The organism is Pseudooceanicola sp. (assembly GCF_029213205.1).
Taxonomy (GTDB): Bacteria; Pseudomonadota; Alphaproteobacteria; order Rhodobacterales; family Rhodobacteraceae; genus Pseudooceanicola.
Genome location: NZ_JARGNH010000001.1, coordinates 79187 through 105594 on the forward strand (window position 1 = coordinate 79187; position 26408 = coordinate 105594).

The 26408-nt window shown below is 64.1% G+C and carries 26 protein-coding genes and 1 tRNA gene; 15 read left to right on the forward strand and 12 right to left on the reverse strand.

Annotated features, from left to right (window positions below):
- Window positions 1–20: 20 nt before the first annotated feature.
- Complete coding sequence (locus tag P1U48_RS00390; RefSeq protein ID WP_301066164.1) at window positions 21–1244, forward strand: multidrug effflux MFS transporter; 1224 nt, start codon at window positions 21–23, stop codon at window positions 1242–1244.
- Window positions 1245–1268: 24 nt separating this feature from the next.
- On the opposite strand, the gene P1U48_RS00395 is transcribed toward P1U48_RS00390, so the two are convergent.
- Together P1U48_RS00395 and P1U48_RS00400 are read right to left on the reverse strand one after the other, a co-directional pair.
- Window positions 1269–4454, reverse strand: coding sequence for a valine--tRNA ligase (locus P1U48_RS00395; RefSeq protein WP_301066166.1), 3186 nt, complete (start codon window positions 4452–4454; stop codon window positions 1269–1271).
- 127 nt (window positions 4455–4581) lie between these two features.
- Entirely contained in the window at window positions 4582–5016 is a 435-nt protein-coding gene (locus P1U48_RS00400; protein ID WP_301066167.1) for an Lrp/AsnC family transcriptional regulator, read from the reverse strand.
- A gap of 109 nt (window positions 5017–5125) precedes the next feature.
- Between P1U48_RS00400 and P1U48_RS00405 the strand changes: the two genes are divergently transcribed.
- The 3 genes from P1U48_RS00405 to P1U48_RS00415 all read left to right on the forward strand — a co-directional run bounded on the left by P1U48_RS00405 (window position 5126) and on the right by P1U48_RS00415 (window position 9670).
- On the forward strand, window positions 5126–6250 hold the full coding sequence (locus P1U48_RS00405; protein WP_301066168.1) for a type III PLP-dependent enzyme: 1125 nt from the start codon (window positions 5126–5128) through the stop codon (window positions 6248–6250).
- A gap of 68 nt (window positions 6251–6318) precedes the next feature.
- Complete coding sequence (locus P1U48_RS00410; protein WP_301066170.1) at window positions 6319–8613, forward strand: xanthine dehydrogenase family protein molybdopterin-binding subunit; 2295 nt, start codon at window positions 6319–6321, stop codon at window positions 8611–8613.
- Window positions 8591–9670: a DUF2235 domain-containing protein gene (locus P1U48_RS00415; protein WP_301066852.1), complete on the forward strand. Its 1080-nt coding sequence runs from the start codon at window positions 8591–8593 to the stop codon at window positions 9668–9670. The genes P1U48_RS00410 and P1U48_RS00415 overlap by 23 nt, the downstream gene beginning before the upstream one ends.
- Here P1U48_RS00415 and P1U48_RS00420 read toward each other — a convergent pair.
- From P1U48_RS00420 to metF, 4 genes are read right to left on the reverse strand one after another with little or no spacing between them, the layout of a single operon-like run.
- Window positions 9667–10065 carry a PaaI family thioesterase gene (locus tag P1U48_RS00420; protein WP_301066172.1) on the reverse strand — a complete coding sequence of 133 codons (399 nt, stop codon included), beginning with the start codon at window positions 10063–10065 and terminating at the stop codon, window positions 9667–9669. The genes P1U48_RS00415 and P1U48_RS00420 overlap by 4 nt on opposite strands.
- Window positions 10062–10469, reverse strand: a complete 408-nt coding sequence (locus tag P1U48_RS00425) for a PaaI family thioesterase (RefSeq protein ID WP_301066174.1) — start codon at window positions 10467–10469, stop codon at window positions 10062–10064. Before P1U48_RS00425 ends, P1U48_RS00420 begins: the two co-directional genes overlap by 4 nt.
- 1 nt (window position 10470) lies before the next feature.
- Window positions 10471–10947: a PaaI family thioesterase gene (locus tag P1U48_RS00430; protein ID WP_301066176.1), complete on the reverse strand. Its 477-nt coding sequence runs from the start codon at window positions 10945–10947 to the stop codon at window positions 10471–10473.
- 51 nt (window positions 10948–10998) lie between these two features.
- A complete protein-coding gene (metF, locus tag P1U48_RS00435) occupies window positions 10999–11865 on the reverse strand; it encodes a methylenetetrahydrofolate reductase [NAD(P)H] (protein ID WP_301066178.1) in 867 nt (288 codons plus the stop codon).
- Window positions 11866–11957: 92 nt separating this feature from the next.
- Here metF and P1U48_RS00440 point away from each other — a divergent pair, with 92 nt between their 5' ends.
- Both P1U48_RS00440 and P1U48_RS00445 read left to right on the forward strand, forming a co-directional pair.
- Window positions 11958–12863, forward strand: coding sequence for a LysR family transcriptional regulator (locus P1U48_RS00440; protein WP_301066180.1), 906 nt, complete (start codon window positions 11958–11960; stop codon window positions 12861–12863).
- A gap of 253 nt (window positions 12864–13116) precedes the next feature.
- On the forward strand, window positions 13117–13905 hold the full coding sequence (locus tag P1U48_RS00445) for an inositol monophosphatase family protein (RefSeq protein ID WP_301066182.1): 789 nt from the start codon (window positions 13117–13119) through the stop codon (window positions 13903–13905).
- Window positions 13906–13952: 47 nt separating this feature from the next.
- Here P1U48_RS00445 and P1U48_RS00450 read toward each other — a convergent pair whose 3' ends face one another.
- From P1U48_RS00450 to P1U48_RS00460, 3 genes are all read right to left on the reverse strand, one after another.
- Window positions 13953–15968 (reverse strand): capsular polysaccharide biosynthesis protein, encoded by a 2016-nt coding sequence (locus tag P1U48_RS00450; RefSeq protein WP_301066184.1) that lies wholly within the window; start codon window positions 15966–15968, stop codon window positions 13953–13955.
- Between the two features lies 1 nt (window position 15969).
- Window positions 15970–17118, reverse strand: a complete 1149-nt coding sequence (locus P1U48_RS00455; RefSeq protein WP_301066185.1) for a polysaccharide biosynthesis/export family protein — start codon at window positions 17116–17118, stop codon at window positions 15970–15972.
- A 93-nt stretch (window positions 17119–17211) separates the two neighbouring features.
- On the reverse strand, window positions 17212–18504 hold the full coding sequence (locus P1U48_RS00460) for a capsular biosynthesis protein (RefSeq protein WP_301066186.1): 1293 nt from the start codon (window positions 18502–18504) through the stop codon (window positions 17212–17214).
- A 252-nt stretch (window positions 18505–18756) separates the two neighbouring features.
- Between P1U48_RS00460 and P1U48_RS00465 the strand changes: the two genes are divergently transcribed.
- The 5 genes from P1U48_RS00465 (at window position 18757) to P1U48_RS00485 (ending at window position 22203) form a co-directional block, all read left to right on the forward strand.
- On the forward strand, window positions 18757–19353 hold the full coding sequence (locus P1U48_RS00465) for a riboflavin synthase (RefSeq protein WP_301066187.1): 597 nt from the start codon (window positions 18757–18759) through the stop codon (window positions 19351–19353).
- A gap of 256 nt (window positions 19354–19609) precedes the next feature.
- On the forward strand, window positions 19610–20746 hold the full coding sequence (gene ribB, locus P1U48_RS00470; protein ID WP_301066189.1) for a 3,4-dihydroxy-2-butanone-4-phosphate synthase: 1137 nt from the start codon (window positions 19610–19612) through the stop codon (window positions 20744–20746).
- Entirely contained in the window at window positions 20746–21300 is a 555-nt protein-coding gene (locus tag P1U48_RS00475; protein WP_301066191.1) for a 6,7-dimethyl-8-ribityllumazine synthase, read from the forward strand. Before ribB ends, P1U48_RS00475 begins: the two co-directional genes overlap by 1 nt.
- 21 nt (window positions 21301–21321) lie before the next feature.
- Window positions 21322–21804, forward strand: a complete 483-nt coding sequence (gene nusB / locus P1U48_RS00480; RefSeq protein WP_301066192.1) for a transcription antitermination factor NusB — start codon at window positions 21322–21324, stop codon at window positions 21802–21804.
- A gap of 99 nt (window positions 21805–21903) precedes the next feature.
- Entirely contained in the window at window positions 21904–22203 is a 300-nt protein-coding gene (locus P1U48_RS00485) for a hypothetical protein (protein ID WP_301066193.1), read from the forward strand.
- A 304-nt stretch (window positions 22204–22507) separates the two neighbouring features.
- On the opposite strand, the gene P1U48_RS00490 is transcribed toward P1U48_RS00485, so the two are convergent.
- A complete protein-coding gene (locus P1U48_RS00490; protein ID WP_301066195.1) occupies window positions 22508–22645 on the reverse strand; it encodes a hypothetical protein in 138 nt (45 codons plus the stop codon).
- Window positions 22646–22648: 3 nt separating this feature from the next.
- On the opposite strand from P1U48_RS00490, the gene P1U48_RS00495 reads away from it, so the two are divergent.
- Window positions 22649–23122, forward strand: a complete 474-nt coding sequence (locus tag P1U48_RS00495) for an MmcB family DNA repair protein (RefSeq protein ID WP_301066197.1) — start codon at window positions 22649–22651, stop codon at window positions 23120–23122.
- An 8-nt stretch (window positions 23123–23130) separates the two neighbouring features.
- Here P1U48_RS00495 and P1U48_RS00500 read toward each other — a convergent pair whose 3' ends face one another.
- Window positions 23131–23337: a DUF6324 family protein gene (locus P1U48_RS00500; RefSeq protein WP_301066199.1), complete on the reverse strand. Its 207-nt coding sequence runs from the start codon at window positions 23335–23337 to the stop codon at window positions 23131–23133.
- Between the two features lie 549 nt (window positions 23338–23886).
- Here P1U48_RS00500 and P1U48_RS00505 point away from each other — a divergent pair.
- Window positions 23887–23963 (forward strand) — tRNA-His (locus tag P1U48_RS00505).
- A 44-nt stretch (window positions 23964–24007) separates the two neighbouring features.
- On the opposite strand, the gene P1U48_RS00510 is transcribed toward P1U48_RS00505, so the two are convergent.
- On the reverse strand, window positions 24008–24307 hold the full coding sequence (locus P1U48_RS00510) for a DUF6476 family protein (protein ID WP_301066200.1): 300 nt from the start codon (window positions 24305–24307) through the stop codon (window positions 24008–24010).
- Between P1U48_RS00510 and P1U48_RS00515 the strand changes: the two genes are divergently transcribed.
- Together P1U48_RS00515 and rpoH are read left to right on the forward strand one after the other, a co-directional pair.
- Entirely contained in the window at window positions 24306–25322 is a 1017-nt protein-coding gene (locus P1U48_RS00515) for an RluA family pseudouridine synthase (RefSeq protein WP_301066201.1), read from the forward strand. The two genes, P1U48_RS00510 and P1U48_RS00515, sit on opposite strands and share 2 nt — an antisense overlap.
- 183 nt (window positions 25323–25505) lie before the next feature.
- A complete protein-coding gene (gene rpoH, locus P1U48_RS00520; protein ID WP_301066202.1) occupies window positions 25506–26402 on the forward strand; it encodes an RNA polymerase sigma factor RpoH in 897 nt (298 codons plus the stop codon).
- Window positions 26403–26408: the final 6 nt, after the last annotated feature.

Consider the following 26408-nt stretch of genomic DNA (forward strand, 5'->3'; position numbering starts at 1 on the left):
CAATTGCTCTGACGGTTTTCATGGCCTTACGCGCCGCTACCACTCCTCCGCATATCGCCACACTGGTGCTGCTGACCGGCAGTTCGGTCCTGACGCTGAACATGTTCCTGCCGTCGCTGGCGCATATGGCGCAGGATTTCGGCGTCGATTACGGGGTGATGAGCCTGGCCATCGGCGGCTATCTGGCGATGACCGCCGTCACCCAGATCGTCATTGGCCCGATTTCCGACCGCTATGGCCGCCGTCCGGTGGTTCTGGTCGGGATGGCGGTGTTTTTCATGGCCTCGCTGCTCTGCACGCTGACCGAGGATTTCCACTGGTTCCTGTTTGGACGGATGATGCAATCCTCGGCGGCAACTGGCATGGCGCTCAGCCGGGCGGCAATCCGCGATCAATATGACGAACGCGAATCCGCCGCCAAGCTGGCAGTGATCTCGACGCTGATGGCGGTGGCCCCGATGATGGGGCCGATGCTGGGCGGGTTCCTCGACAGCGTGTTCGGCTGGCGCGCCAATTTCGCCGTCTATTCCGCTTCGGGTGCGATCCTGTTCGTGCTCTGCTGGCTGGACGCGGGCGAGACCCATCACAACCGCTCGTCCAGTTTCGGCGCCCAGTTCCGCGAATATCCCGAGTTGATCACTTCGCGCCGGTTCTGGGGCTATTCCTTTTGCGCCGCCCTGTCGGTGTCGACCTTCCACATCTTTGTCACCGCCGCGCCGCTGGTGGCGCCCGCCCAATTCGGCATGGGCACCGCCGAGCTCGGCATGTGGATGGGCTCGATCACCCTGGGGTTCATGATCGGCACCGCAATTACCAGCCGGATGTCACGCTCCTATCCGCTGACCACGATGATCATCGCCGGGCGGGTTCTGGCGATTGTCGGGATCGGGGTGCCGGGGCTGATCCTTGCGGCGGGCTATGTGTCCGAGCCGCTGTTCTTTGGCGCGATGATCCTGTCGGGGATCGGCAACGGGCTGACCTCGCCCAATGCCAATGCCGGGTCCATCTCGGTGCGCCCGCATCTGGCTGGCAGTGCCTCGGGCCTGTCTTCGGCGCTGATCGTTGCCACCGGTGCGGTGGTCACCACCTTGACCGGCAGCCTGGTGACCAAGGACAACGGGCTGATCCTGGTGCCCGTGATGATGGTCATAGCCAGCGTTCTAGGGCTGTTGGCGGCGCTCTATGTGCGCCGAATCAACCGGATCGAGGCGCAGATCGGCGCGCAACAGGCCGCCGCCGAATAAGGCGCCGGCCGCAGGGCGCCCCCCTCAGCCCAGTTCGGCAAGCCGCGCCAGCGCTGCCTCGATTTGCCGTGCCTCGTCCTGGCGCGCTGCCAGATTGGCCTGCGCCTCTGCAACCACCTCTTCGGGCGCGCTTTCGGCAAATTTCGGGTTCTTCAGCCGGCCCTCAAGCCCGCCGATTTCCTTGCCCAGCTTTTGCAGCGTCTTGTTCAGCCGCGCCTGTTCCTCGGCGACGTCGATCACCCCGGCCAGCGGCAGGCCAAAGGTGGCGCCCTCGGCGGGGATGGTGATGCAGCCCTTGGGAAAGGCCTCGACAAGGCTCAGCCCCTCAAGCCGCGCCAGCCGGGCGATCAGCGCCTCATTGCGCGCCCAGGCGCCCTGCGCGGCCGCGTCGAGCCCGGTCGAGACCAGCGGCAAGTGCAGCCCGGCGGGCACATGCACCTGGGCGCGGGCGGAGCGGATGTCTTCGATCAGCGCAATCACCCAGCCCATTTCGCGATCCGCCTCTGGATCGGCCAGATCGGCGGCGGCAATCTCGGGCCAATCGGCATGGATCAGCATCTTCGCCCGTGTGCCGGTGGTTTGCCACAGCTCTTCGGTGACAAAGGGCATGATCGGGTGCAGCAGGATCATGCATTGATCCAGCACATAGGCCATCACCTGCCGAGTCTCGGGTTTTTCGGCGGCATCCTCCTGCAGCAGCGGTTTCGAGAATTCGACATACCAGTCACAGACCTTGCCCCAGACGAACCGGTAAAGTGCCGCGGCGGCGTCATCAAAACGATAGGCGGCGAGCGCGGCATCGACCTCTTCGCGCACCCGCGCGGTTTCGCCGAGGATCCAGCGGTTCAGCGTCGCGGTGGCGGCGGGCGGCGTGGCTTGCGTCTCATGCCCCTCCCAGACGCCGTTCATCTCGGCAAAGCGGGCGGCGTTCCACAGCTTGGTGCCGAAATTCCGATAACCGGCGATGCGCTGCATGTCGAGCTTCAGCACCCCGCCGAGCGAGGCCATGGCGGCATTGGTAAAGCGCAGCGCATCGGCGCCGTATTCACCAATGATATCCAGCGGATCGACGACATTGCCCAGCGATTTGGACATCTTCTTGCCCTTGGCGTCGCGCACCAGCCCATGCAGATAGACCTCGTGGAACGGGATATCCTGGACCACCGCCAGCTGCATCATCATCATCCGGGCGACCCAGAAGAACAGGATGTCCTGCCCGGTGATCAGCACCGAGGTCGGAAAGTATTTCTGCAATTCCGGGGTGTTGTTGGGCCAGCCCAAGGTGCCGATCGGCCAGAGGCCGGAAGAGAACCAGGTGTCGAGCACGTCGGGGTCGCGACGCATTGAAATCTTTATGTGCTGTGTGCCGGAAACACTGTCGTTTTCTACCTGGAACCGCGAGCTTCGAGGTTGTTCAAGTCGCCGTTTTGGATAAAGGTTCTCCAGTCCTGTACCCTTCATCAGTTTCCGGAAATCACCATATTCCTTATCTGTGGTCGGCCACGACGGTTCAGGGTCGACGAGAATTTCGTCCATCTCGAGTGTTGTCGCGCGTTCGAATATTTTGGAGTATTTTTCGAGCGCAATTTCTTTTGCAGATTGAAAGTCGTGGGCACAAAACATGAAATCGTTCCCGCGCACAATTTCCCCTTCCTCATTCAAGGAAAAGCCTGGCCCATACCAAACCGGGATCTGATGCCCCCACCACAGCTGGCGCGAAATGCACCAGGGTTCGATATTGTCGAGCCAGTGAAAATACGTCTTTTCACCGCTCTCCGGCAGGATCTTCACCTTGCCATCGCGCACCGCATCCAGCGCCGGGCCGACGATCTTTTCCGCATCGACAAACCATTGGTCGGTCAGCATCGGTTCGATCACCACTTTCGAGCGGTCGCCGAACGGCTGCATGATCGGCTTGGCCTCGACCAGCGGCACCAATGCCTCGGCGCCCTCGGCATCGGGTTTCAGCGCGGCCTTGCCCAGCACCGGATTGTCGGCGCGGGTCATCACCGCCAGCCCCTCGGCGGTGATTTCCTCGATCACCCGCTGGCGCGCCTCGAACCGGTCAAGGCCGCGCAGATGGTCGGGCACCAGGTTGATCGCATCCGCCTCGGCGACGCTGAGCTGCACCTCGCCCTTTGCCGCGTCTTGGGCGATTTTTGCTGCTTCGGCATAGGGTTGGCCGTCATTCCTCATCCGCGCCCTGGTGTCCATCAGCCGATACATCGGGATGTCATTGCGGCTGGCAACGCCGTAATCGTTGAAATCATGTGCCCCGGTGATCTTGACCGCGCCCGAGCCGAAATTGGGATCGGGATAGTCATCCACGATGATCGGGATCAGCCGCCGATGCGCTTTCGGGCCAACCGGAATTTCGCAAAATTTCCCAATGATTGAGGCATAGCGTTCATCCGATGGATGAACCGCCACCGCGCCATCGCCCAGCATGGTTTCAGGCCGGGTGGTGGCGATCGAGATGTAATCGCGGGTCTCGCGCAGGATCACCGTCCCGTCTTCATCTTTCTCCAAATACTCATAGGTCGCGCCGTCCGCCAAAGGGTATTTGAAATGCCACATATGCCCGGCGACTTCCAGGTTTTCGACCTCGAGATCGGAAATCGCGGTTTCGAAATGCGGGTCCCAATTGACCAGCCTTTTGCCGCGATAGATCAACCCCTTGTCATACATGTCGACAAAGACCTTGATCACCGCGTCATGGAAATTCGGGCCTTTGCCCGCCTCGGGATCGCCGGGCGCGCCGCCCATGGTGAACGCCTCGCGCGACCAGTCGCAGGAGGCGCCGAGGCGTTTCAGCTGACCAATGATGGTGCCGCGCGATTGCACCTTTTGCTGCCAGACCCGGTCGAGGAATTTCTCGCGCCCCATCTCGGCGCGCGTCGGTTCCTGATTGGCCGCCATTTCGCGTTCGGTGACCATCTGGGTGGCGATGCCAGCGTGATCGGTGCCGGGCTGCCAGAGCGTGTCAAAACCGCGCATTCGGTGCCAGCGGATCAGGATGTCCTGCAGGGTGTTGTTAAAGGCATGGCCCATATGCAGCGAGCCGGTGACATTCGGCGGCGGGATCATGATGGAAAACGGCTTTGCTCCTGGGCGGGCATTGGCCCCGGCGGCAAAGGCGCCGGACTCGTCCCAAGCGCGGTAAATCCGGGCTTCGGCTTCGGCAGCGTCGAAGGTTTTTTCCATCGCCATGGCATGTCTCCTCTGGTCCGGGGTCAGATAGCGAAATGGCGGGGCGAGGGAAAGGGGGCGCTGTCCCCATCGCCCTTTGGGCGATTCCCCCGAGATAGTTTGGAACAGAAGACGCGGGCCGGAGCTCTCAGAGGCCGCGGTCGATCTTGGTGCTGAGGTGGATCAGGCTTTCGGAGGAGCGCACCCCGGGCGCGTCATGGATGGCGTCGAGCAACTGGTCGAGGGTTTCGGTATCCGGCGCGGCGATCTGGATCAGCAGATCGAAGCGGCCGGACAGGGTGTGCACCCGCTCGACCTCGGGCATGGCGCGCAGCCGGGTGAGCAGGCCGGGCATCTGCCGCGACTCGGCCGAAACCAGGGCGGTTGCGCGCAGCGGAGGCGCCAGGGCGCGGCCGGGGCGGATGGTGTAACCGGCGATCACCCCCTGGGATTCGAGCCGTTCGATCCGCGCCTGCACCGTGGTGCGGGCCAGGCCAAGGCGGCGCGCGAGGTCAGCCACCGGCAGCCGGGCGTTTTCGCCAAGCAGGGCGAGGAGGGCGCGGTCTGTTTCGTCAGGTTGCATGGATACCTCGGCAAAGTGACGCAAATTTCGGGCATTATGGGCGGTCTCACGGGGGAAATCGAGCGCAATTCGCGGCAGACTGAACCAGAGCGGGCAAGCGGAGGGTGACATGCAGGGTATCAGGTTGAACGATCCGGTGGCGCATTTGCGCCGGGTCAGGCCGGATCAGGCGGTGATCTATTTTTGCCCGGAGGTGTTGCAAGCCGCGGCGCGGCGCTTCGTGGTCGGGTTTCCCGGGCAGGTGTCCTATGCGGTCAAGGCCAATGACCGGCGCGAGGTGTTGGAAAATCTCTCCACCGCTGGAATCAACGCCTTTGACGTGGCCAGCCCGGCGGAAATGGATGCGGTGCGGGACATCGCGCCGGGGGCGGTGTTGCATTACAACAATCCGATCCGCTCTCCGGGTGAGATCGCCATCGCGGCGCGGCATCGGGTGCGCTCCTGGGCCATCGACGAGGCTGGCGAACTGGCCAAGATTGCCTCTGCGGCACAGGGCGGCGAGGTGGCGGTGCGGCTGAAACTGCCGGTCGCCGGGGCAGTTTATGACTTCGGTTCCAAATTCGGCGCAGCGCCGGATCAGGCGGCGACGTTGCTGCGCCAGGTGGCAGCGATGGGCCTCAGCCCGGCGATGACCTTTCACCCTGGCACCCAATGCACCGATCCGGCCGCCTGGACCGCCTATATCCGCGCCTGCGCCGAGGTGGCGCAGGCGGCGGGGGTGCGGCTGGCGCGGCTGAATGTCGGCGGCGGGTTTCCGTCGCATCGCGGCGGCGAGGCACCGGGGCTGGAGCGGATTTTCGCAGCGATCAAAAGCGCTGTCCGCGCCGCATTCGGCGCCGAGGCGCCGACGCTGGTCTGTGAGCCGGGGCGGGCGCTAGTGGCTGAGGCCTTTATCCTGGCGGCACGGGTCAAGGCGCTGCGCGCTGACGGACGGGTCTATCTGAACGACGGAATTTACGGCGGGCTGTCGGAATTGCGCGACATCGGCCCGATCGACCGGATCCGGGTGCTGACGCCGGACGGGCAGTTCCGACGCGGTGCGGCGCGACGGCGGCAGGTGTTCGGCCCGACATGTGACAGTCTCGATCTGCTGGCCGAGGGCTTGGCGCTGCCTGCGGACCTTGCCGAGGGCGATTATCTGATGATTGCCGGGATGGGGGCCTATTCGCTGGCGCTGTCGACCCGGTTTAACGGCTACGGCCTGAGCGATCCGGTGACTGTCTCCCGCCTCTGACCGACATGCTCTGGACACTCGGGGCAATGCCGTTAGTGTCCAACTCAGTCGTCAGTAGGGGGCAGGTCATGCAAAAATTCGGCAAAAGCCAACCGGTGAAACGGTTCGAGGATCCGCGTCTGGTCAGCGGGCGCGGCGGCTATGTGGATGATGTGGCGCCGGACGGCGCGCTCTATGGCTATGTGCTGCGTTCCAGTGTCGCACATGGCGAGATCCGGAGCATCGACCTCAGCGCCGCGCGGGCGGCTCCGGGGGTGCATCTGGCGATCAGCAATGACGATATCCTGGCCGGTGGCGTGACCGAAGGGCTGACGGCCACCCTGCAGAAAAACCGGGACGGCACCCCAGCGGCCGCACCGCGTCACCCGATCTTGGCCGAGGGGCGGGTGCGTTTTGTCGGCCAGCCGCTGGTGCTGATCGTTGCCGAAACCCTGGCCCAGGCCCGCGACGCGGCTGAGCTGGTCGAGGTCGACATTGACGATCTTCCGGCCCAGATGGCGCTGGCGCGTGGCACGGTCGATATCCACCCCGAGGCGCCGGGCAACCTGGGAGTGGACTGGCACGAGGGCGATGGCGCGGCGGTGGCCGAGGCGCTGGCCGGGGCGGCGCATGTGGTGCGCGCCCAGGTCGTCGACAGCCGCTGCATGGTCAACGCGATGGAGCCGCGCGGCTGTTACGCCGAATGGGACGGCACCAGGATGCATCTGTGTTTCGGTGGTCAGGGGGTCTGGGGCGCCAAGACGAACCTGACACGGATTTTTGACCTGGCGCCAGAGAATGTTCGCGTCACCCATCCCGATGTCGGCGGCGGTTTCGGGATGAAGACCAAGGCCTATCCGGAATACCTGGCCTGCTGCTTTGCGGCGCGGGAATTGGGCCGTCCGGTGCGCTGGATCGCCGATCGCACCGAATCGATGCTGTCGGACAATGGCGCGCGTGATCTGGAACATGATGTCGAGATGGGCTTTGACGCGGATCACCGGCTGATCGCCTATCACGTCAAGACCCGCTACAACCTCGGCGCCCATAATTCCGGCTTTGGCCAGATGATCCAGACCTACCTGTTCGCGCGGGTCTGCTCAGGTGTCTATGACGTGCAGAACGTCTATCTCGAGGCCGAAGGCTATTACACCAATACCGCACAGACCGATGCCTATCGCGGCGCCGGGCGGCCCGAGGCGATCTTCCTGCTGGAACGCTCGATGGATATCGCGGCGCGTGATCTGGGTGTCGATCCCTGGGACCTGCGCCGCAAAAGCTTCGTTCAGGTCGATCAATTCCCCTACACCAGCTTTTCCGGCGAATTGTATGATGTCGGCGATTTCAACCGGATCCTCGACCTGGCGGCGATCAAGGCGGATCGTGATGGATTTGCCGCCCGCAAGGCGGCATCGACCGCGGCGGGCAAGCTGCGCGGGGTGGGTCTGTGCTATTATATCGAAAGCATTCTGGGCGATCCCACCGAGGGCGCCAAGGTCGAGTTTCTGGATGATGGCCAGGTGAATATCTATGTCGGCACCCAGTCGAACGGGCAGGGGCATGAGACCGTGCATGCGCAATTCCTGGCCGATCAGACCGGCATTCCGGCCGAACATATCCGGGTCATTCAGGGCGACAGCGATCTGATCGCCAAGGGCGGCGGCACCGGCGGATCACGCTCGGTCACCAACCAGTCGAATGCCACCTTGGCGACGGTGACCAAGATCATCGAAGCCTTCAGCGGGTTTCTGGCCGAGGTGATGGAGGTCGATCCCGAAAAGATCAGCTTTGACGACGAGAGCTTTCGCATCGAGGGATCGAATGCCGCGCCGTCGATGCTGGATGTCGCCGACTGGGCGCGTGAACGGGGCCGCAGCGAGCTCTTGGTGCACAGCGGTGTCGCCAAGCTGCCGGGCCGCTCCTATCCCAACGGGGCCCATGTCGCGGAGGTTGAAGTCGACCCTGACACCGGCAAGGTCGATCTGGTGAAATACACCGTGGTCGACGATTTCGGCAATCTGATCAATCCGATGCTGGCCGAAGGTCAGGTGCATGGCGGGGTGGTTCAGGGCGCTGGCCAGGTGCTGATGGAAAAGGTGGTCTTTGACGAGGACGGCCAGTTGCTGACCGCGACCTTCATGGATTACGCGATGCCACGGGCGACGGATATGCCGTTTATTTCCTTCACCAGCGAACCGGTGCCTTCGACCGCCAACCCGATGGGGATGAAGGGCTGCGGCGAGGCCGGGACCGTTGGTTCGATGGCGGCGGTGACCAATGCGGTGGCGGACGCGCTGCACCAGCGCGGGGTGCGGCAGGCGGATATGCCATTCACCTCTGATCGGGTATGGGCGATGTTGAATCATGCTGAGGCGGCTGAGTAAAACCCTTCTCGCCCGGCTTCTGCCGGGCAGTGCCCGCCGACGGCGGAACGCGCCAAGCGCCCGACGCCGTGGCCCGGTCACCCATGTGGTGATCCTTGATGGCACCATGTCGACGCTGGACCCGGGCGAGGAAACCAACGCCGGGCTCACCTATCAGCTGTTGCTGGAACGCGGCGGCGCCGATCTGTCGCTCTATTACGAATCCGGAATTCAGCTGCAATCCTGGAAACACAGCTGGGACGTGATGGTCGGCAAGGGGATCAATCGCCAAATCCGGCGTGCCTATGGCTATCTCGCCTCGCGTTACCGCCCTGGCGACCGGATTTTCCTGCTGGGCTATTCGCGCGGTGCCTTCGCGGTGCGCTCGCTGGCCGGGGTGATCGACCGGGTCGGTCTGCTGCGCGCCGAAGAGGCGACCGAACGCAATGTCGAACAGGCCTATCGTCATTACCGCTCCGGCGCTGCCGGGATCGCCACGGTGGCGTTCCGGGGGGCGCATTGCCATGACCATGTGGCGGTCGAGATGATCGGCACCTGGGACACGGTCAAGGCGTTGGGGGTGCGGTTGCCGCTGATCTGGAAGCTGACCGAAAAATCGCATGATTTCCACAATCTGCACCTGTCGCATTGCGTCAAGGCGGGGTTTCACGCGCTGGCGCTCGAGGAATCGCGTGACGCCTATCGCCCGATCCTTTGGGAAACGGATCCGGATTGGGATGGGCGGCTGGAACAGGTCTGGTTTCCGGGCAGCCATGGCGATGTCGGTGGCCAGCTTGGCAATTTGCAGGCGGCGCGGCCGTTGTCGAATATTCCGCTGGTCTGGATGCTGAACCAGGCCGAAGCCTCGGGGCTGGATCTGCCGCCGCGCTGGCGCGACCGGTTTCCGACCGATGTCCACGCCCCGTCCAGCGGCACCTGGCAGGGCGTGGGCAAGCTTTTCCTGCTGCGTCATCCGCGCCAGGTTGGTGGTGATCCATCCGAACGGCTGCACGAATCCGCGATTGCGCGCGGCTTGCGGATGCCGCAGCCGGCGCAGCGCCGCCGATCCCAGGGTTAGCCGATCGGCACCGGCACCCCGGTTGAGGTGCCCCGCGCCAGCAGGATGCCGTCGGTGTCGAATAATTCCGCCTCAAGAAACGCGATGCTGCGGCCCTGTTTGATCACCCTGCCATGGCCAATCACCCGGCCCGGTTTCACCGGGCGCAGAAAGGCGACGTTCAATTCGACCGTGGCGGCGATCACCTTGCCCGCGTTCATATCGGCCAGCGCCCGTGCCATCGCGTTATCGAGCAGCGCCGCGACGATGCCGCCCTGCACATCACCGCGCGGATTGATCATTCTCTGATCCGGGTGATAGGCGACTTCGATCTTCCCGGGTTCGGGCCCGGTGGCAATCGGTTCGATCCCGAACAGCTTGGTGATGTTCGAGCGGGTGTCGAGTGCGTTGCTCATGCGATTTCCATTGGAATGGCCGAGGACGTGGCGCGCGCCAACAGCTTGCCCTCAGCGTTGAACAATTCGGCCTCGAGAAAGGCAATGGTGCGGCCCTTGCGGATCACCCGGCCACGGGCGATCACCCGGCCCGGATGCATGGGGCGCATATAGCTGATATTGATATCCAGCGAGGCGGCGATGCAGCGCCCGCCGGTCAGCGACATCAGCGCCGGGCCCATGGTGTCGTCGAGCATCGCGGCAACGATACCGCCCTGCACATCGCCGCGCACATTGGTCATCTCGTCGGTCGGATGAAAGGCGATTTCGATATCCCCGGTTTCGGGGTCCTCTGAAATCAGCTCCCAGCCGAGGAATTCGGCAATCGGCGGCGGCGGGAAGCGATCAAAGACGCTGTCAGTCATTTCAGGAGTCCTTGGGCAGGTTGAACACCATGCAGGTGGTGGTCCCGGTGGCGTAAAGCCGGTCATCCTCGATGCCGCGAATTTCGCCCGAGGCGATGCCGGTGGACCGGCCGACATGTTGGGTGGTGCCGATGGCGCGCACCGGCGTGCCGGGCAGGATCGGGCGGATGATATTGACCTTGAATTCCAAGGTGGTGGAAGCTTGCCCGGCCTGCATCATGGTCGACACCGCGCTGGCCATGCAGCTGTCAAGAAAGGTGCCGACCCAGCCGCCATGCATGCCGCCACTGCCGGCATTGCGCAGCTCTTCGCGCGGGGTCGAGATCAGCGTGGCCCGGCCTGGTTCCGCCGTTTCCAGCTGAAAGCCCAGCACCTTCCAGATGCCCGGCCCACTGCGGCGCCCGGCAATGGTTTCATGCTGGCGTTCAAGGCCGCTCATCCCCTTTGCGGCAGCGGCAAGGGTTTTGACTTGATTCATTCCGGATCTCCTTTCCGGCAACCTAGGAACCGGTTCCGGCGAGGTCCAGACTCAGGCCACGTTTTCCAGACGCATGTCAGGGGTGATGCCCAGGGCATGACAGACATCACGGGTCAGCTCGGGTTTGTTCATCGTGTAGAAATGCAGGCTGTCGACGCCTTCGTCGATCAAAGTCGTGCACATTTCGCTGCACAGCGCGGTGGCTAGCAGATCCTCGCGCCCGTCGCGGATCGCCTTGTCAAACGCCTCGTCCAGCCAGACCGGCACCGCGGTGCCGCAGCGTTCGGCAAAACGACGCACGCCCTTCCAGTTCTCGATCGGCAGGATGCCGGGCACGATTGGCGCGGTGATCCCGGCCTTGGCACAGGCATCGCGGAAGCGCAGGAAATGTTCCGGCTCAAAGAAGAACTGGGTCAGCGCCTCGGCGGCACCGGCGTCGATCTTGCGTTTCAGCCAGTCGACATCGGCCTTGGCATTGGCGGCCTCGGGATGTTTTTCCGGATAGGCGCCCACCCGGATGGTGAATTTGCCGGTGGCGGACAGCGCCGCGATCAGTTCGACCGAATTGGCGAATCCGCCGGGATGCACGGCAAAGGCGCCGGCGCCCTTGGGGGGGTCACCACGCAGCGCCACCAGCTCGGTGACCCCGGCGGCGGCAAAGCCATCGGCGATCTCCATCGTCTCTTCACGGGTGGCGTTGACGCAGGTCAGATGGGCCGCGACATTCAGCCCGGAATGACCATGCAGCGTCGCCACCGCGTCACGGGTCAGGTCCCGCGTGGTGCCGCCGGCGCCATAAGTCACGGAAACGAAACGCGGTTTCAGCGGCGACAGCACCTGAACCGTGTCCCAGAGCCGGAACGACGCGGCCAGGCTTTGCGGCGGAAAGAATTCGAATGATACGGCGGGCACGGTCATCTTGGGCATCCTTTGGTTGCCGTCTTGTCGCAGATTGGATGATGTGAGACAACTTCAAGATTCTCATCCTGAACATGAGGCGGGTTCAGATCATGCATATCGAACTGCGGCATCTGCGCACTGTGCGGGCGATCCACGAGGCCGGAGGCATGGCCCGCGCCGCCGACAGGCTGCATATCACCCAGTCGGCTTTGAGCCATCAAATCAAGGGCCTGGAGGATCAGACCGGGGTCGAATTGTTCGTGCGCCGCTCAAAACCCCTGCGCCTGTCGGCGGCAGGCGAGCGGTTCCTGCGCACTGCCGAACGGGTGCTGCCGGAAATCGACGCGCTGCAGGAGGAATTCGAAGGGCTGCGCGACGGCAGTGCCGGACGGTTGCATATCGCCATCGAATGCCATGCCTGTTTCGACTGGCTGTTGCCGGTGCTGGAGAAATTCCGCCGCGCCTGGTCGGATGTCGATGTCGATATCCGCCCCGGCCTGGCATTTACCGCGATGGATGCGTTGCAGCGCGAGGCGGTGGACCTGGTGGTGTCCTCGGACCCGGAAGAGGTGCCGGGCATCACCTTTGCGCCGCTGTTTGACTATTCGCCGGTCTTTGTCGCCGCCGCCAGCCATCCGCTGGCCGCCAAGGCCTTTGTCACGCCTGAGGATTTTCGTGGCGAGACGTTGCTGACCTATCCGGTCGACCGCACCCGGCTCGACGTGTTCTCGATGCTGCTGGAACCGGCCGGGGTGGAACCGGCGGCGGTGCGCCAGGTTGAGCTGACCGAGATGATCCTGCTGCTGGTCGCCTCGGGGCGTGGGGTGGCGGTGCTGCCCGATTGGGTGTTGCGCGAGGTCAAGTATCACAGCGATTACGTCACCCGCCCGATCACTGAGGCCGGGCTGACCCGGCGAATGTTCGCGGCGGTGCGCGCCGATGATCTGGACAAACCCTATATGGCGCATGTGATCCGCCTGGCCCGCACCGAAGCGGTGAAGCTGCAGCGGGCCTGAGAGTGCTGAGGCTGGGATAGCCCGAAGTCGGGGGGCAGAGGGGGGGGGGGGGGGCCCCCCCCCCGGGGGGGCCCCCCCCCCCACCGCCTGCGGCGCCCCCCCCCCCGAGGATATTTCTGACCAGAGGAAGCGGGGGAGGAAAGGCGACAATCGCCGGGTGGAACATGTTCGATTACCAGAGACGCAGGAGGGCGGGCCTTGGCAAGGGGCGGGGGGCGGTCTATACGCGCGGCTCGACCGACAGGAGTCTCCCATGCCCGGCAGTGCCAATCTGAACATCATGCTCAAGGCCGCCCGCAAGGCCGGCCGGTCGCTTTCCAAGGATTTCCGCGAGGTCGAGAACCTGCAGATCTCGATGAAGGGGCCGGGCGATTTCGTCAGCCGCGCCGATATCTCGGCGCAGGCGATCCTGAAGGAAGAGCTGCTCGGCGCCCGTCCGACCTATGGCTGGCTGGCCGAAGAAGAGGCCGAGATCGAGGGCCAGGACCCGACCCGGCGCTGGATCGTCGATCCGCTGGACGGCACCACCAATTTCCTGCACGGGTTGCCGCATTGGGCGGTGTCGATCGCGCTGGAACATAAAGGTCAGATCGTTTCCGGGGTGATCTATGACCCGGTCAAGGACGAGATGTATTTCGCCGAAAAAGGCGGTGGCGCCTTCATGAACGATCAGCGGATCCGGGTCTCGGGCCGGGCGCAGATGATCGAGGCGGTGTTCGCCACCGGCCTGCCCTTTGCCGGGCGCACCGATCTGCCTGCGGTGTTGCAGGACCTGGCCCGGATCAGCCCGGTCTGTGCCGGGGTGCGGCGCTGGGGCGCTGCGGCGCTCGACCTCGCCTATGTCGCGGCGGGGCGCTATGAGGGGTTCTGGGAGCGGCGGCTACACGCCTGGGACATCGCCGCCGGGGTGATCATCCTGCGCGAGGCCGGCGGGTTCATCGAACCGCTCGATCCGACTGGTGACCTGCTGGCCGATGGCGAGGTGCTCTGCGGCAATTCCAACTTGTTCGAGAATTTCGCCAAGATCATCCGCAACACCTGATCGGCAGCACCAGATCGGCGACAACTGAATGGCACCGCGCGCGGCGCTCAGCGCCACAGATGCGCGCGGCTGGCCAGCAGCCCCTGCGCCTTGCTCAGCAGCCGATTGGCCAGTCCGGGGCGCGCCACCTTGCCGCTGGCAAGCCGGTCGACCACCAGTTCGACCGGGCAGGGCAGGCCGCTGACCGGGTCACGGTAGCGCGGATAATCGATCAGCGTGGCATGGGCGAGCCCGGCCAGTGACACCCGCGCCCGGCGCCGTGGCGGCACATCGCCAAGGTCGCGGGTCAGCCCCCAACCGGCATAGAAGGGCGCGCCGGTGGTCACCACCCGCTTGCCGCGCAGCAGCGCCTCAAACCCGATCAGCGAGGTCATCGTCCAGACCTCGTCGATCTGGTCCAGCAGCGCGGCGGGATCGGTGCCGGTCAGCACCGCATCGGCCAACCCCTGAAGCGACTCGGGATCGACGGCGCCGGGGCGCAGCCCGGCCTCGACATCGGGGTGCGGCTTGAACAGGATCACCGCGTCGGGATTGGCCTGACGGGCCGCGCGGAGCAGGGCGAGGTTGCTGGCCACCGCCCCCGCGCCCCGGCGGATCGAGGCATCGTCCTCGACCTGGCCGGGGACCAGCACCCGGCGGCCGATGGGCAGATCGGGCAGCGCCCCGCCGAGGTTGTATTTCGACAGGCCCAACCCGACCAGCCGGTCGATCAGCGCTTCGGCCCGCGCCTGTTGTTCGGGGCGCAGCCTGGCGCGTTGGGCGATCAGCCGCTCAAGCCGACTTTCGCCGCTCGGATCATAGTAAATCCCGAGGTCGTCGAGCACCAGCGACAGCGGCGGCACCAAACGCGCGCCGAGCCCGCGTGAGCGCAGGAACCCGTCCTCGACCCGCACGAACCGCCCGACCTCAGCGGCCCTGCTGGCCCAGCACATCCAGCGCCGTGGCGGCGCCGGGCGGTCGGCGAAACGCACCCGCTGCTGGCGCCCAAAGAAGGCCTGCAGCACCGGGCGTTTCCACAGCCGCATGCCGGAGGCGACCCAGCCCAGATGATCGTCGCGCCAGGCGCGCGCCTCGGCGGCGAGTTGTTCAACCGCGTCCTCGAACCGGCACAGCCGGTCGCGGGCCGGGTCATACCAGACCGGGAATTCCAGCATCACCCCGGCGAACAGCTGGGCCCGGGTCAGCTTGCGCCTGCGTCGAGGGAAGTCTTGCGGATGGCGGTCATCGCTGAGTCCCCATCCGGCATAGAAGGGCCGTCCAAACACCACCGGGCGGTGCCCGGCCAGGATCGCCTCGAAGCCGAATTGCGAGGACACCACATAGACGGCGACCGCCCCCTCCATCAGCGCCCAGGGCGAGACCGGATCGCTGAACAGGCTGACCCGGCCATTGACATCGGTGGCATCGAAATAGCCGCCGCGCAGCCCGGATTGGGTTTCGGGATGGGTCTTGACGATGATTCGTGCGGCGGGAAAATCCTCCTGCGCCCAATACAGCATTTCGCGGAATGTGTTGCGATCGGCGCCGCCAAAGCGGACCGAGGCATCGCCATGGGTCTGGTCGATGACCAGCACATAGCCCGGGTCGGGCAGGGCGGCATCAGGGTCAAAGGCGTTGTATTTGCTCAGATGCGCCTCGCGCATCCGGGCAATGCCGCCGCGGGCGCGGTTCAGCAGGGTGGTGTCATCGAACGGATGGCTGGCCAGCAGGGTTTCCAGATCGGACGGCGCAGAAGCATCGAAATGCACGCCGCTGTGGTCGATCATCAGACCGATTGGCGGTTCTCCGGCGCGGCCTGGGAACAGCGAGCGCAGAAAGGCGTCCTCGATCCGCACCAGCGCGGCGCCGCTGTGTTCCGCCACCGCCTCGCCGCGCGCCGCATAGGGGGAACGGCCCCAGACCGCGATCTCGTCACCGGCACCGGGGCGACCGAGGCGCAGGCGATACCCGGCCAAATGCAGGATCCGGCGCAGCCGTCGCTGCCGCAGAAAGCCCGCGTTGAAAAAATAAAGCCGCCGGGGGGTGTCCCCTCCGGCGGCTTGGGTCCGTGTCTCGGAGCTCACGTCAGAGGCCACCGATCCCGGTTGCCGCAGTGTTGAGCGTGTTGACCGCGCTCAGCGATCCGGTCAGGGCCGAGATGGTCTTGCTCCACTGGGTGAAGGGCGCTTCGGTGACATAGAGCGTGTCGCCGTCGCGGATGACAAAGTCGCGGGCCATGAACATGCCATTGGGCTTGGTCAGGTCGAGCACATAAACCATCCGCTGGGCACCGATCAGATCGGTGCGTCCCAGAACCTTGTTGGAAATCTCGGCATCCTCGTTGCGGAACACGAACACCCCGGTCGGGTCAGAGGTGTTGGTCAGCAAACCGCCAACCTGGGCGATGGCCTCAAGCCCGGACAGGGTCTGGGTTTCGAACTTGACCCGGGATTGCGATCCGGTGGCCCCGAGCGCGGTGAAGGACCGGGTGTCCTCTTCGATCAGGATGCGGTCGCCACCACGCAGGGCGATGTCGAATTTCGGGTTCTCGAACAGATCCTGGAACCAGACCGTCGAGCGATGGCTGCCACGAATCACGGTGATCTTGGCAATCTCCGGCGCAATGGTGATGCCGCCAGCCCGGGCGATCATTGCCGAAAGTGTCCGGGTCGGGCGTTCGATGGCATAGACACCTTGCCCGCCGATCGAGCCGACCAGCGACACCGTCGATCCGTCACCGGCGATGCGGCGCACCTGGACTTGCGGATCCGGGGTCTGTTCCTTGAGCTTGTTGGTGATGATCCGGCGCACCGCATCCGGCGTGTTGCCCGCGGCGCGGATCCGTCCGGCATAGGGCACAAAGATAAAGCCTGCGCCGTCCACCTGCACCTCTTCGAGGATGGTGGCATTGGTGCCTTCACCGGCCAGCAACCCGTCATCGACGTTTTCCCAGACCGTCAGGCCCAATGTGTCGCCGGGGCGGATGGTGTCCGATCCGATCTGACCGGCATTGATGAAACCCTCGGAAAAGCCAAGGGCGGGGACGACAGCAGTCGAGCGCGTCACCCGGTCATTCACTGCAACAACAAAGGCATCGCCCTCACGTTGCACGGATCCGGCGAAAATCTCGCTCTTGCTTGGTCCGACTCGGGGCAACAGGGTGCAGCCCCCAATGCCAACGATGACGGCCAATAGGGCGACGGATCTCGCCCAGCGGTTTGCCTGGAATTTCACTGCCCGGTCTCCTCGACCTATTATTCTGCCTCAACTTTTTTTGCCAAGGTATCGGAATCGAGCGAGAAAAGCCAGCAGCGCGTGTGCGACGGCTCAGGTGATGGCGCGCAACTGTTGCCGCGGCGCCGCGGTGCCGGATTTTAACGCGTCATAGGGATCTTCGCGGGCCAGCATCATGTCGACCACAGTGCGCAGCAACTGCCGGCGGGCGCGCGCGGAATAGAATCCGCCCGCCACCTGGCTGGTTTCCAGCAAATAGCGGCGATAATCCTGATAGGCGCGCCGGTCCGGGCGACCGGCCCCGGCAAAAAACTCTGGCAGCGGCTGGGTCGAAACGAACTCAGGCTTGGCATAGACCGCCTTGCCGAAGACCTTGAGCGGAATTCCGCGAAACAGCACCTGCTGCGCGGCGGTGGAATTGACCGTCACCGCGCTGCGGGCATCGTCCAGCAATTGCGCCAGCTTGCCGCCACGCACATAATGCACCCGGCCCTTCAGGCCATAGGCGCTGGTCAGGCGGCGGATTTCGCGGCGCATTGGCACCCGTCCATCTTCTAGCGGATGCGCCTTGAACACCAGGTGATGATGGCGCGGCGCGCCTTCGGCAAAGCCCTTGATCACCAGCTCCAGGAAATCCGGCATCGTGGTGAACGGCGAATGTTTCTGGAATGAACTGTCGTGTTCAAGCTGCAGCAGCGCCAGATGATAGGGAAAGCCGCTATGGCGGATGCGAAAGCTGGCCGCCCAGCGTTCGGCGGCCTGAAACGGCATCAACAGCAGGCGGCGCAGGTAAAGCTGGAATTCCTTGGTCACCGGGATCGACCGGTGCGGGGTGAAATTGCGGTACGCGCCATTCCGGAACATCACGAACCAATGATAGAGCGCGCCGTAAAAGATATGGTGGCGCATATCGCCCCAGCGCGCCGGTGGCAGCGCGGTGTCCATATCGGAATTTTCCAGCGCGTGACGCATTTCCGGCACCGACATATCCATCAGCCGCGAATGGCCGTTGGCGCCGTCGCGTTCATAGGTCACCCAATAGGGCCGCATGTAGCCTTCTTCGAACACATGCACCTTGAGGCCAAGGACGCGGGCACGGCTGACGGCCTCGGCATGGATGGCGCGGGTATCACCATAGAGCACGATGTCGGTAATGGATTTATCGGCCACCAGGGTTTCGAAGCGGTCCGGCCAGTCCGCGACCGCGCCGCGATAGGGGATATAACTGTCTGGATCGAACCAGAACGCCCGGTCCCCGGCATTGAAGCCGACGCGCCAGACCTCGGCCCCCGCCAGGCGCAGCATCCGCCCAAGCCGGTGAAAGAACGGCCCATGCGGCCCCTGCAGAAACAGGAAAACGCGGTTATCTCCGGTGATCGCAGTCATGGGGATGTCGTTACCTTATTGCCTTTCCTGAGTAGTAGCCGCCCGCAACGGCGAAATTGTGACCGTATTGGGAATAATCTCGACCGTCGCTCGGGGCCGTCGCCCTCGGCCATCTCTCGCGCGGTCGCCTTCGGGCAGGATACCGCCATCGGCGGGGCCGGTCGCCGTGACATCTGGTGCCAGGCAGAGGGCCAAGCATCTTGCCCTGCGCCGCTGCCAGAGTTAGGTCAGTATCGGCAAGGAGAAATCATCATGTTCACCGGTATTGTCACGGATATTGGCATCGTCCGCCAAGTGGAAAAACGCGGCGACCTGAAGGCGCGGATCGGCACCGGCTATGACATCGACGGCATCGAGATCGGCGCGTCCATCGCCTGCGACGGGGTCTGTCTGACGGTGATCGCGCTTGGCGCCGACTGGTTCGATGTCGAAATCAGTGCGGAAACCATGGACACGACCACCATCGGGCGCAACGGCTGGGCATCTGGCAAACGGCTGAATCTGGAACGTGCTCTGAAGGTCGGGGATGAGCTCGGCGGGCATATCGTCTCGGGGCATGTCGATGGCGTCGCCGAGGTGGTTTCGATGCTGGACGAAGGCGACAGCACCCGGATCGAATTCGCTGCCCCGGCGGCGCTGGCCCGGTTCATCGCGCCAAAAGGCTCGGTCGCGCTGAACGGCACCTCGCTGACGGTGAATGATGTCGAGGGTGTCCGCTTTGGGGTCAACCTGATCCCGCATACCAAGACGGTGACCACCTGGGGCGATGTGAAGACCGGCGATTTCGTGAATATCGAGATCGACACCATGGCCCGCTATGTCGCGCGCCTGAACGAGGTTGCGGGCTGACCGGCCAGTCCGAGGACGCCCCCACCTTGTCAGTGGTGTTGCCGCTGCACCGGCTTTGCCGCGCGCCGCCAGGCAAACCGATTGGGGTGCCGCCGGGGGGCTGGGGGCCTATCTGGCGGCAGAAAGCTGTTTCGTTCCGCTGGCCTGAACTGGGGATGACCCGCTTCATATCCGCGCGCCAACGCCGCGTCGCTCTGGCAAACCGGGCGCATGTGGTCTATCTGCCCGGTAACGCTCATCGAACGGGATCATGACCATGCCGAACACTGCCACTTTCGAAAATCCCGGGCCGGTGGAAGACAATTGGCGCGATGCCATTTCCTCGGTCGAGGAAATCCTCGATGACGCCCGCAACGGCCGGATGTTCATCCTTGTCGATCACGAGGATCGCGAGAATGAGGGCGATCTGGTGATCCCGGCGCAGATGTGCACCCCCGACGCGATCAATTTCATGGCCACCCATGGCCGCGGGCTGATCTGCCTGTCGATGACCGGCGAACGGGTCGATCAGCTGGGCCTGCCGCTGATGTCCTCGACCAACTCGTCGCGGCACGAAACCAACTTCACCGTGTCGATCGAGGCGCGCGAGGGGGTTTCAACCGGGATTTCGGCGCATGACCGGGCCCACACTGTCGCGGTCGCCATCGACGCCGCCCATGGCGCCCAGGATATCGCCACGCCGGGCCATGTATTTCCGCTGCGCGCCCGTGAGGGCGGAGTTCTGGTGCGTGCCGGGCATACCGAGGCGGCCGTCGATATCTCGCGGTTGGCGGGGCTGAATCCCTCGGGCGTGATCTGTGAGATCATGAACGAAGACGGCACCATGTCGCGGTTGCCCGAGCTGGTCGCTTTCGCACAGAAACACGGGCTGAAGGTCGGCACGATTTCCGATTTGATCTCCTATCGCCGCCGCCACGACAATCTGGTGCGGGTGCGGACCGAAGAGGTGGTGCAATCGGAATTCGGCGGTGAATGGACCCTGCGGGTCTATACTGACGCGACCCAGGGCAGCGAACATATCGCGCTGATCAAGGGCGATGTGGCTGGCGATGATCCGGTGCTGGTGCGGATGCATGCGCTGAACCCGTTGCGCGATGTCGCCGGGCTGGGCGGGCCGGGCCGGGCCAGTGAGTTCGCCGACGCGATGCGGGTGATTGCCGCCGAGGGGCGCGGGGTGCTGGTGTTGCTGCGCGACACCCACATGCGCCTGGCCACCGGCAAGGAGATCAGTCCGCAAGTGCTGAAGCAATATGGGCTGGGCGCGCAGATTCTGTCCTCGCTCGGCCTGCACAAGCTGGAGCTGCTGACCAATTCGCCGAAACCCTCGATCGTCGGGCTCGATGCCTATGGCTTGGAAATCACCGGTACCCGCAAGATCTCCGGGGGTGCGTGATGGCCGCTTCTGAAACCCATTACACGATGTCGCGCGCCAGCTTGAGCAAACCCGCCAAGGTGCTGATCGTGGTGGCGCCCTATTATCGCGATATCGCCGATCAGTTGATCGCCGGTGCCAAGGCCGAGATCGAGGCCTGGGGCGCCAGCCATGACCTGATCGAGGTGCCTGGCGCGCTGGAAGTGCCGACCGCGATCTCGATGGCCGGGCGGCTGTCGAATTTCGACGCCTTCGTCGCGCTGGGCTGCGTGATCCGTGGCGAAACCACCCATTACGAAACCGTCTGCAACGACAGCTCGCGCGGGCTGACCCTTCTGGGGCTGTCCGGCTATGCGGTCGGCAATGGCATTCTGACGGTGGAAAACCGCGATCAGGCGCTGGTTCGGGCGCGGGTGACGGAGCAGAACAAAGGCGGTGGCGCCGCTGCGGCGGCCTTGCATCTGCTGACGCTTTCACGCAAGTGGGGCGCACCGCGCGCTGGTGTCGGTTTCCGCCCTGCGGAACCGATGGGCGAGGACACGATCATCGCCGGGCTCGCCCAAACCACCCTCTGATCTGCGATAGAATTGATCTCCATGACTGGCCAAGCCCCCGCCCTTTCCGGCAACCAGAAACGCAAGATGCGCAGCGCCGCCCGGCTCTATGCGGTGCAGGCGCTGTTCCAGATGGAAGCCTCGGGCCAACCTGTGCAAAAGGTCATTGCCGAATTCGAGGATCACCGCTTTGGCGCGGTCTATGAGGGCGATGAGATGGCCGAGGGCGACGCGGTGCTGTTTCGCAAGCTGATGGCGGATGCGGTGAACTGGCAGGCCAAGATTGACCAGATGACCGACCGGGGGCTGGTGGCGAAATGGCCGATCGCCCGAATCGACCCGACCCTCAGAGCGCTGTTTCGCGCGGCGGGTGCCGAACTGGTCGAAGGCGCGGCGCCGCCGCGGGTGGTGATCAGTGAATTCGTCGACATCGCCAAGGCGTTCTTTCCCGACGGCAAGGAATCGAAATTCGTCAACGCGGTGCTGGATCACATGGCCCGCGAGGCGCAGCCGGACAAATTCTGATCGTCGCACCCCGGGACCAGCTCCGGCAGGCGAAAAAGTCGCGGCGACATTCTGAGTACATTCAGTTATGGTAATGTGATCTGAATGGGGGGTCGCATCATGCCCAAACTTGTTCGCCTCTATATCCTCAGCGTGGTTGTCGGTTTCGCGGTGGCCGCATTATTCGTCGCCGGGCTGGTCCTGCTGGACGTTGGCGGCTTGCGTCACTTGGTCCAGGGCGACTCTGGCCCGCTGGCGATCTTCCTGCTGTGGTTCTTTAACGGGATCGTTTTTTCCGGGGTGCAATTCGCCTATCGAATCATGCGGATGGCGGAAAAACCGCAGCCGCCGCAGGGCGGCAACCGGGCACCGGTCACGGCGCCAAGGCCCGCCTTGGCCAAGGCGCCTGCGCGGCGCTGAAATCGAAGCGGCGGGACCACCACAAACGTGTGGTTAGTGCATTCCCGAGGACCTGTATACACAGGTGGGCGCCAGGTAATCGGACCACGGCCCGGACAGAGCCAGCTCCCTCGGATTTGCTTAAGGCCACCGGAATGTAACCGTTCACTGGAAGGGCAGAACCCGCCTGTCCCTGATCTAGGCTGCGCCGGGGCGGGCGGCAAGGGCGATGAGCGCAGGTTTTTAGCTTTGCTCTGGCGGGTGACGCGCGGCGCATCGCTTCTTCCCCTGAACGTCGCCGGGTAAAAGTCTTCGGCGAAGACTTTTACAAACGGTTTTCGCGAAAACCGTTGCGTGACGCCAGGGCGCGGGCAGTTGCGTCGAGGCAAAAAACTTCGTCGAAGTTTTTTCTGCGGTGCCCGGTCCGGGCCGGGCTTGCGGCACCGGCCTTGTCTTTGTTCATGAAATGTTCGATATTTTGCGCATGATTGATCCGCTGCTTTCTCCGGCGCCGACACCACAGCCGGGCCAGATTCTCGCCCGTGGCGTCTGTCGGTTTCTGACCCATGCGCTCGACTTTGCCTGTCTTGAGGAATTCGTCCCCGAACGCGGCAAGCGGGTGGATGTGATCGCCATCGGGCCAAAGGGCGAGATCTGGGTGATCGAGTGCAAATCCTCACGCGCCGATTTCCTGTCGGATGCGAAATGGGATGGCTATCTGACCTGGTGTGACCGGTTCTTCTGGGCGGTCGATGTGGATTTCCCGCTCGATCTGCTGCCCGAGGAAACCGGGGTGATCATCGCCGATGGCTATGGTGCCGACCTGCTGCGCGAGGCCCCCGAGGCGCCGTTGGCCGCCGCCCGGCGCAAGGTGATCACCCGGAAATTCGCCCGCGATGCGGCGCGACGGTTGCAGGGCTGGCGTGATCCGCGGGTCTGAATCCGTGCCTAGCGGCGCTTGCCGGAACGGGCGCCCAGGTGCCGTGCCGTTTCGGCGGCGGCCCGAATCTCTTCGGCGATCTCGATCGCCTCGTCGGGATCGAAATCCATCGGGATCTCGGTGGTGCCGGAGTCGATGAACAGCCGCACCATGCCCTGATCGGTCGGCCCGATCTGCAAGTTCGCCTCGATATCGCGTTCTTTGTCGATGCCCATGTTCTCATTTCCTGGCAGGATCGGCAGGGGGGTACGCGCGGCGGCCTTGAAATGCAAGTGGCGACGCGCTTCGATGCGGCGGTGACCGATGTGAGTCCCTGCCCGTGTGCGCCGCGGGACAGGACCTGGCTGATCGCGCGCCATGCGTTGCTCTACGCGGATGCGGCGGGGGGCGGCGCCCGCTTTGGTGAGCTGGTGCGCAGGAGGCTCACGGCATTTGTCGCCTGCGCCGCAGGGCCGCGCGTCGGCACTGTCCGGTCCACCCGGCCGGATCAAAGCACCGGGCAGGTGCGGTTGTTTCGGGTCAACCGGAGCGGCGCGGCAGCGGCATTGCCCCACGATTACTGCAGGCGGGCGAAGATTTCGCGCGCGATGAGGGCCGCACCATGATGAAGCTTTGGCCCCCTGAAAGCCACCGCGCCGCCTGCGCGCGGCGGGCGGTCGCCAATAACGCTCAGGCCCTGGTCGAGGTGGTTTGGACGAAACCACTTTAACGCCGCCGCAAGCCCTTGCATTCAGTGGCCGGGGCGGCTACATCGCCCCCCACGTGCCGCCTTAGCTCAGTTGGTTAGAGCGCTGGATTGTGGATCCAGAGGTCCCCCGTTCAAGCCGGGGAGGCGGTACCATTCAGCTCCAAAGCCTCACAAATGTTGCAAAACGCCCGGATCACCTATTCGGTCAGCGCGATCACCTGTTTCAACCGCCCGGTCAGCCGGTCGTGGATCAGCACCCGGTTGCTGTCGGTGACCACGATCACCAGCCCCTCGGCCAGGGTCACCGCACGGGCGATCTCACCCTCCGGCAAGTGGATATCAGCGGGCAATGGCGGCGCGGTGTCGCGGAAACGCATGACAATCAGCGCAATGATCAGTATCAGGCCAGCCAACATCACCGCGGTCAGACCCGTCACCAGCCTGCGCAGGAACCGCAGGTTGGCGGGTTCGGGCGCCTGATCTTCGGGATTCATCATGCCTGACACCTTGGTTTTCCGGATCAATGCCGATCCGCCGCAACGTCTGGATAAGGCACTGGCCCGCGATGTGCCAGCGTCTGCCGCCCTGTCACGCACAAGGCTGACACGGTTGCTGGCCGAGGGCGCGGTGCGGGTTGCCGGGGCGGTGGCGACGGATGCCAAGGCGCGGGTGGTCGCGGGCGATCTGGTGGAAATCGCGTTGGAGCCGGCGGTCGAGACCGAGCTGCTGGCGCAGAGTATCCCGCTCGATATCCGCTATGAGGATGCCGATCTGATCGTGCTGGTGAAACCGGCCGGCATGGTGGTGCATCCGGCGCCGGGGTCGCCATCCGGCACGCTGGTCAATGCGCTGCTGGCCCATTGCGGCGACGATTTGGCCGGGATCGGTGGCGAAAAACGCCCCGGCATCGTGCATCGGATCGACAAGGACACCAGCGGCCTGCTGGTGGTTGCCAAATCCGATCGGGCGCATCACGGCCTGGCCGAACAATTCGCCGCCCATAGTGTCGAACGCGCCTATCTGGCGATCTGCCACGGGGTGCCCGATCCCGGCGATCCGCGCCTGCATGGGATGCGCGGGGTCAGTTTCGAACCGGGTGGGGTGATGCGGGTGACCACCCAGATCGGGCGGCATCGCAGCGACCGGCAGAAACAGGCGGTGCATTGGGCGGGTGGCCGCCATGCGGTGACCCGGGCGCGGGTGCTTGAGGCGTTTCACGGCACTGCCGCGCTGGTCGAATGCCGTCTGGAAACGGGACGCACGCATCAAATCCGGGTGCATATGGCCTATTGTGGTCATGGTTTGATTGGCGATCCGGTCTATGGCGGCAACCGGCGGCTGTCCGCGCGTGCCGCTGGCGAAGTGGCGGCCGAGGCGGCCGCGCGGTTTCCCCGCCAGGCGCTGCATGCGGCGACCTTGGGTTTTGTGCATCCGGTGTCCGGCGATTCGCTGGTGTTTGAGGCCGACCCGCCCGAGGATTTTGCCACGCTTCTGGCGATATTGCGGGGCTGAGGCGGGTGGAGCCTGCCGCAGACACATCGCTGTGAGAACCCGGAAACATCACCGCTTTGCCGACGGATCCGCCTTCACGATGCGTTAGGAATTCTGTGGCTAGCGTCTTGAAGCTGGGGAGCGGGCTGCCTATTTGGATGTTAAGGTCGTAAACATCAAGCCAAGAATACGAAAGGACAGGGTGTGAGCAATTACGCAAATCTGCCGGCCCCGACGCCGGAAGGCGGTTTGAACCGCTACATGCAAGACATTCGGAAATTCCCGCTGCTTGAGCCGGAAGAAGAATACATGCTGGCCAAACGCTGGGTCGAAAAACAGGACACCGAGGCGGCGCATCGCATGGTCACTTCGCATCTGCGTCTGGCCGCCAAGATCGCCATGGGCTATCGCGGCTATGGATTGCCCCAGGCCGAAGTCATTTCCGAGGCCAATGTCGGTCTGATGCAGGCGGTCAAACGCTTTGATCCCGAACGTGGTTTCCGTCTGGCGACCTATGCGATGTGGTGGATCCGCGCTTCGATCCAGGAATATATCCTGCGCTCTTGGAGCTTGGTGAAACTCGGCACCACCTCAGCCCAAAAGAAATTGTTCTTTAACCTGCGCAAGGCCAAGGCCCGCATCGGCGCCTTGGAAGAGGGCGATATGCACCCCGACAACGTCAAGCGAATCGCCACCGATCTCGGCGTGACCGAGGCCGAGGTGATCTCGATGAACCGGCGGATGTCGGGCTCTGATGCCTCGCTCAACGCGACGGTGGGTGCCGAGGGCGAAGGCACCATGCAATGGCAGGATTGGCTGGAGGACGAAGACGCCAACCAGGCCGCCGATTACGCCGAAAAGGATGAGATGGACACCCGCCGCGAAATGCTGGTGTCGGCCATGGCGGTGCTGAACGATCGCGAGCGCGATATCCTGACCAAACGCCGGTTGAGCGAGGATTCGATCACCCTTGAGGATTTGTCGACCGAATACGGTGTCAGCCGCGAACGGATCCGCCAGATCGAGGTGCGCGCCTTTGAAAAGCTGCAAGAGCGGATGCGCGAACTGGCCGCCGAAAAGGGCATGCTGGTCTCGGCCTAGCGCCCT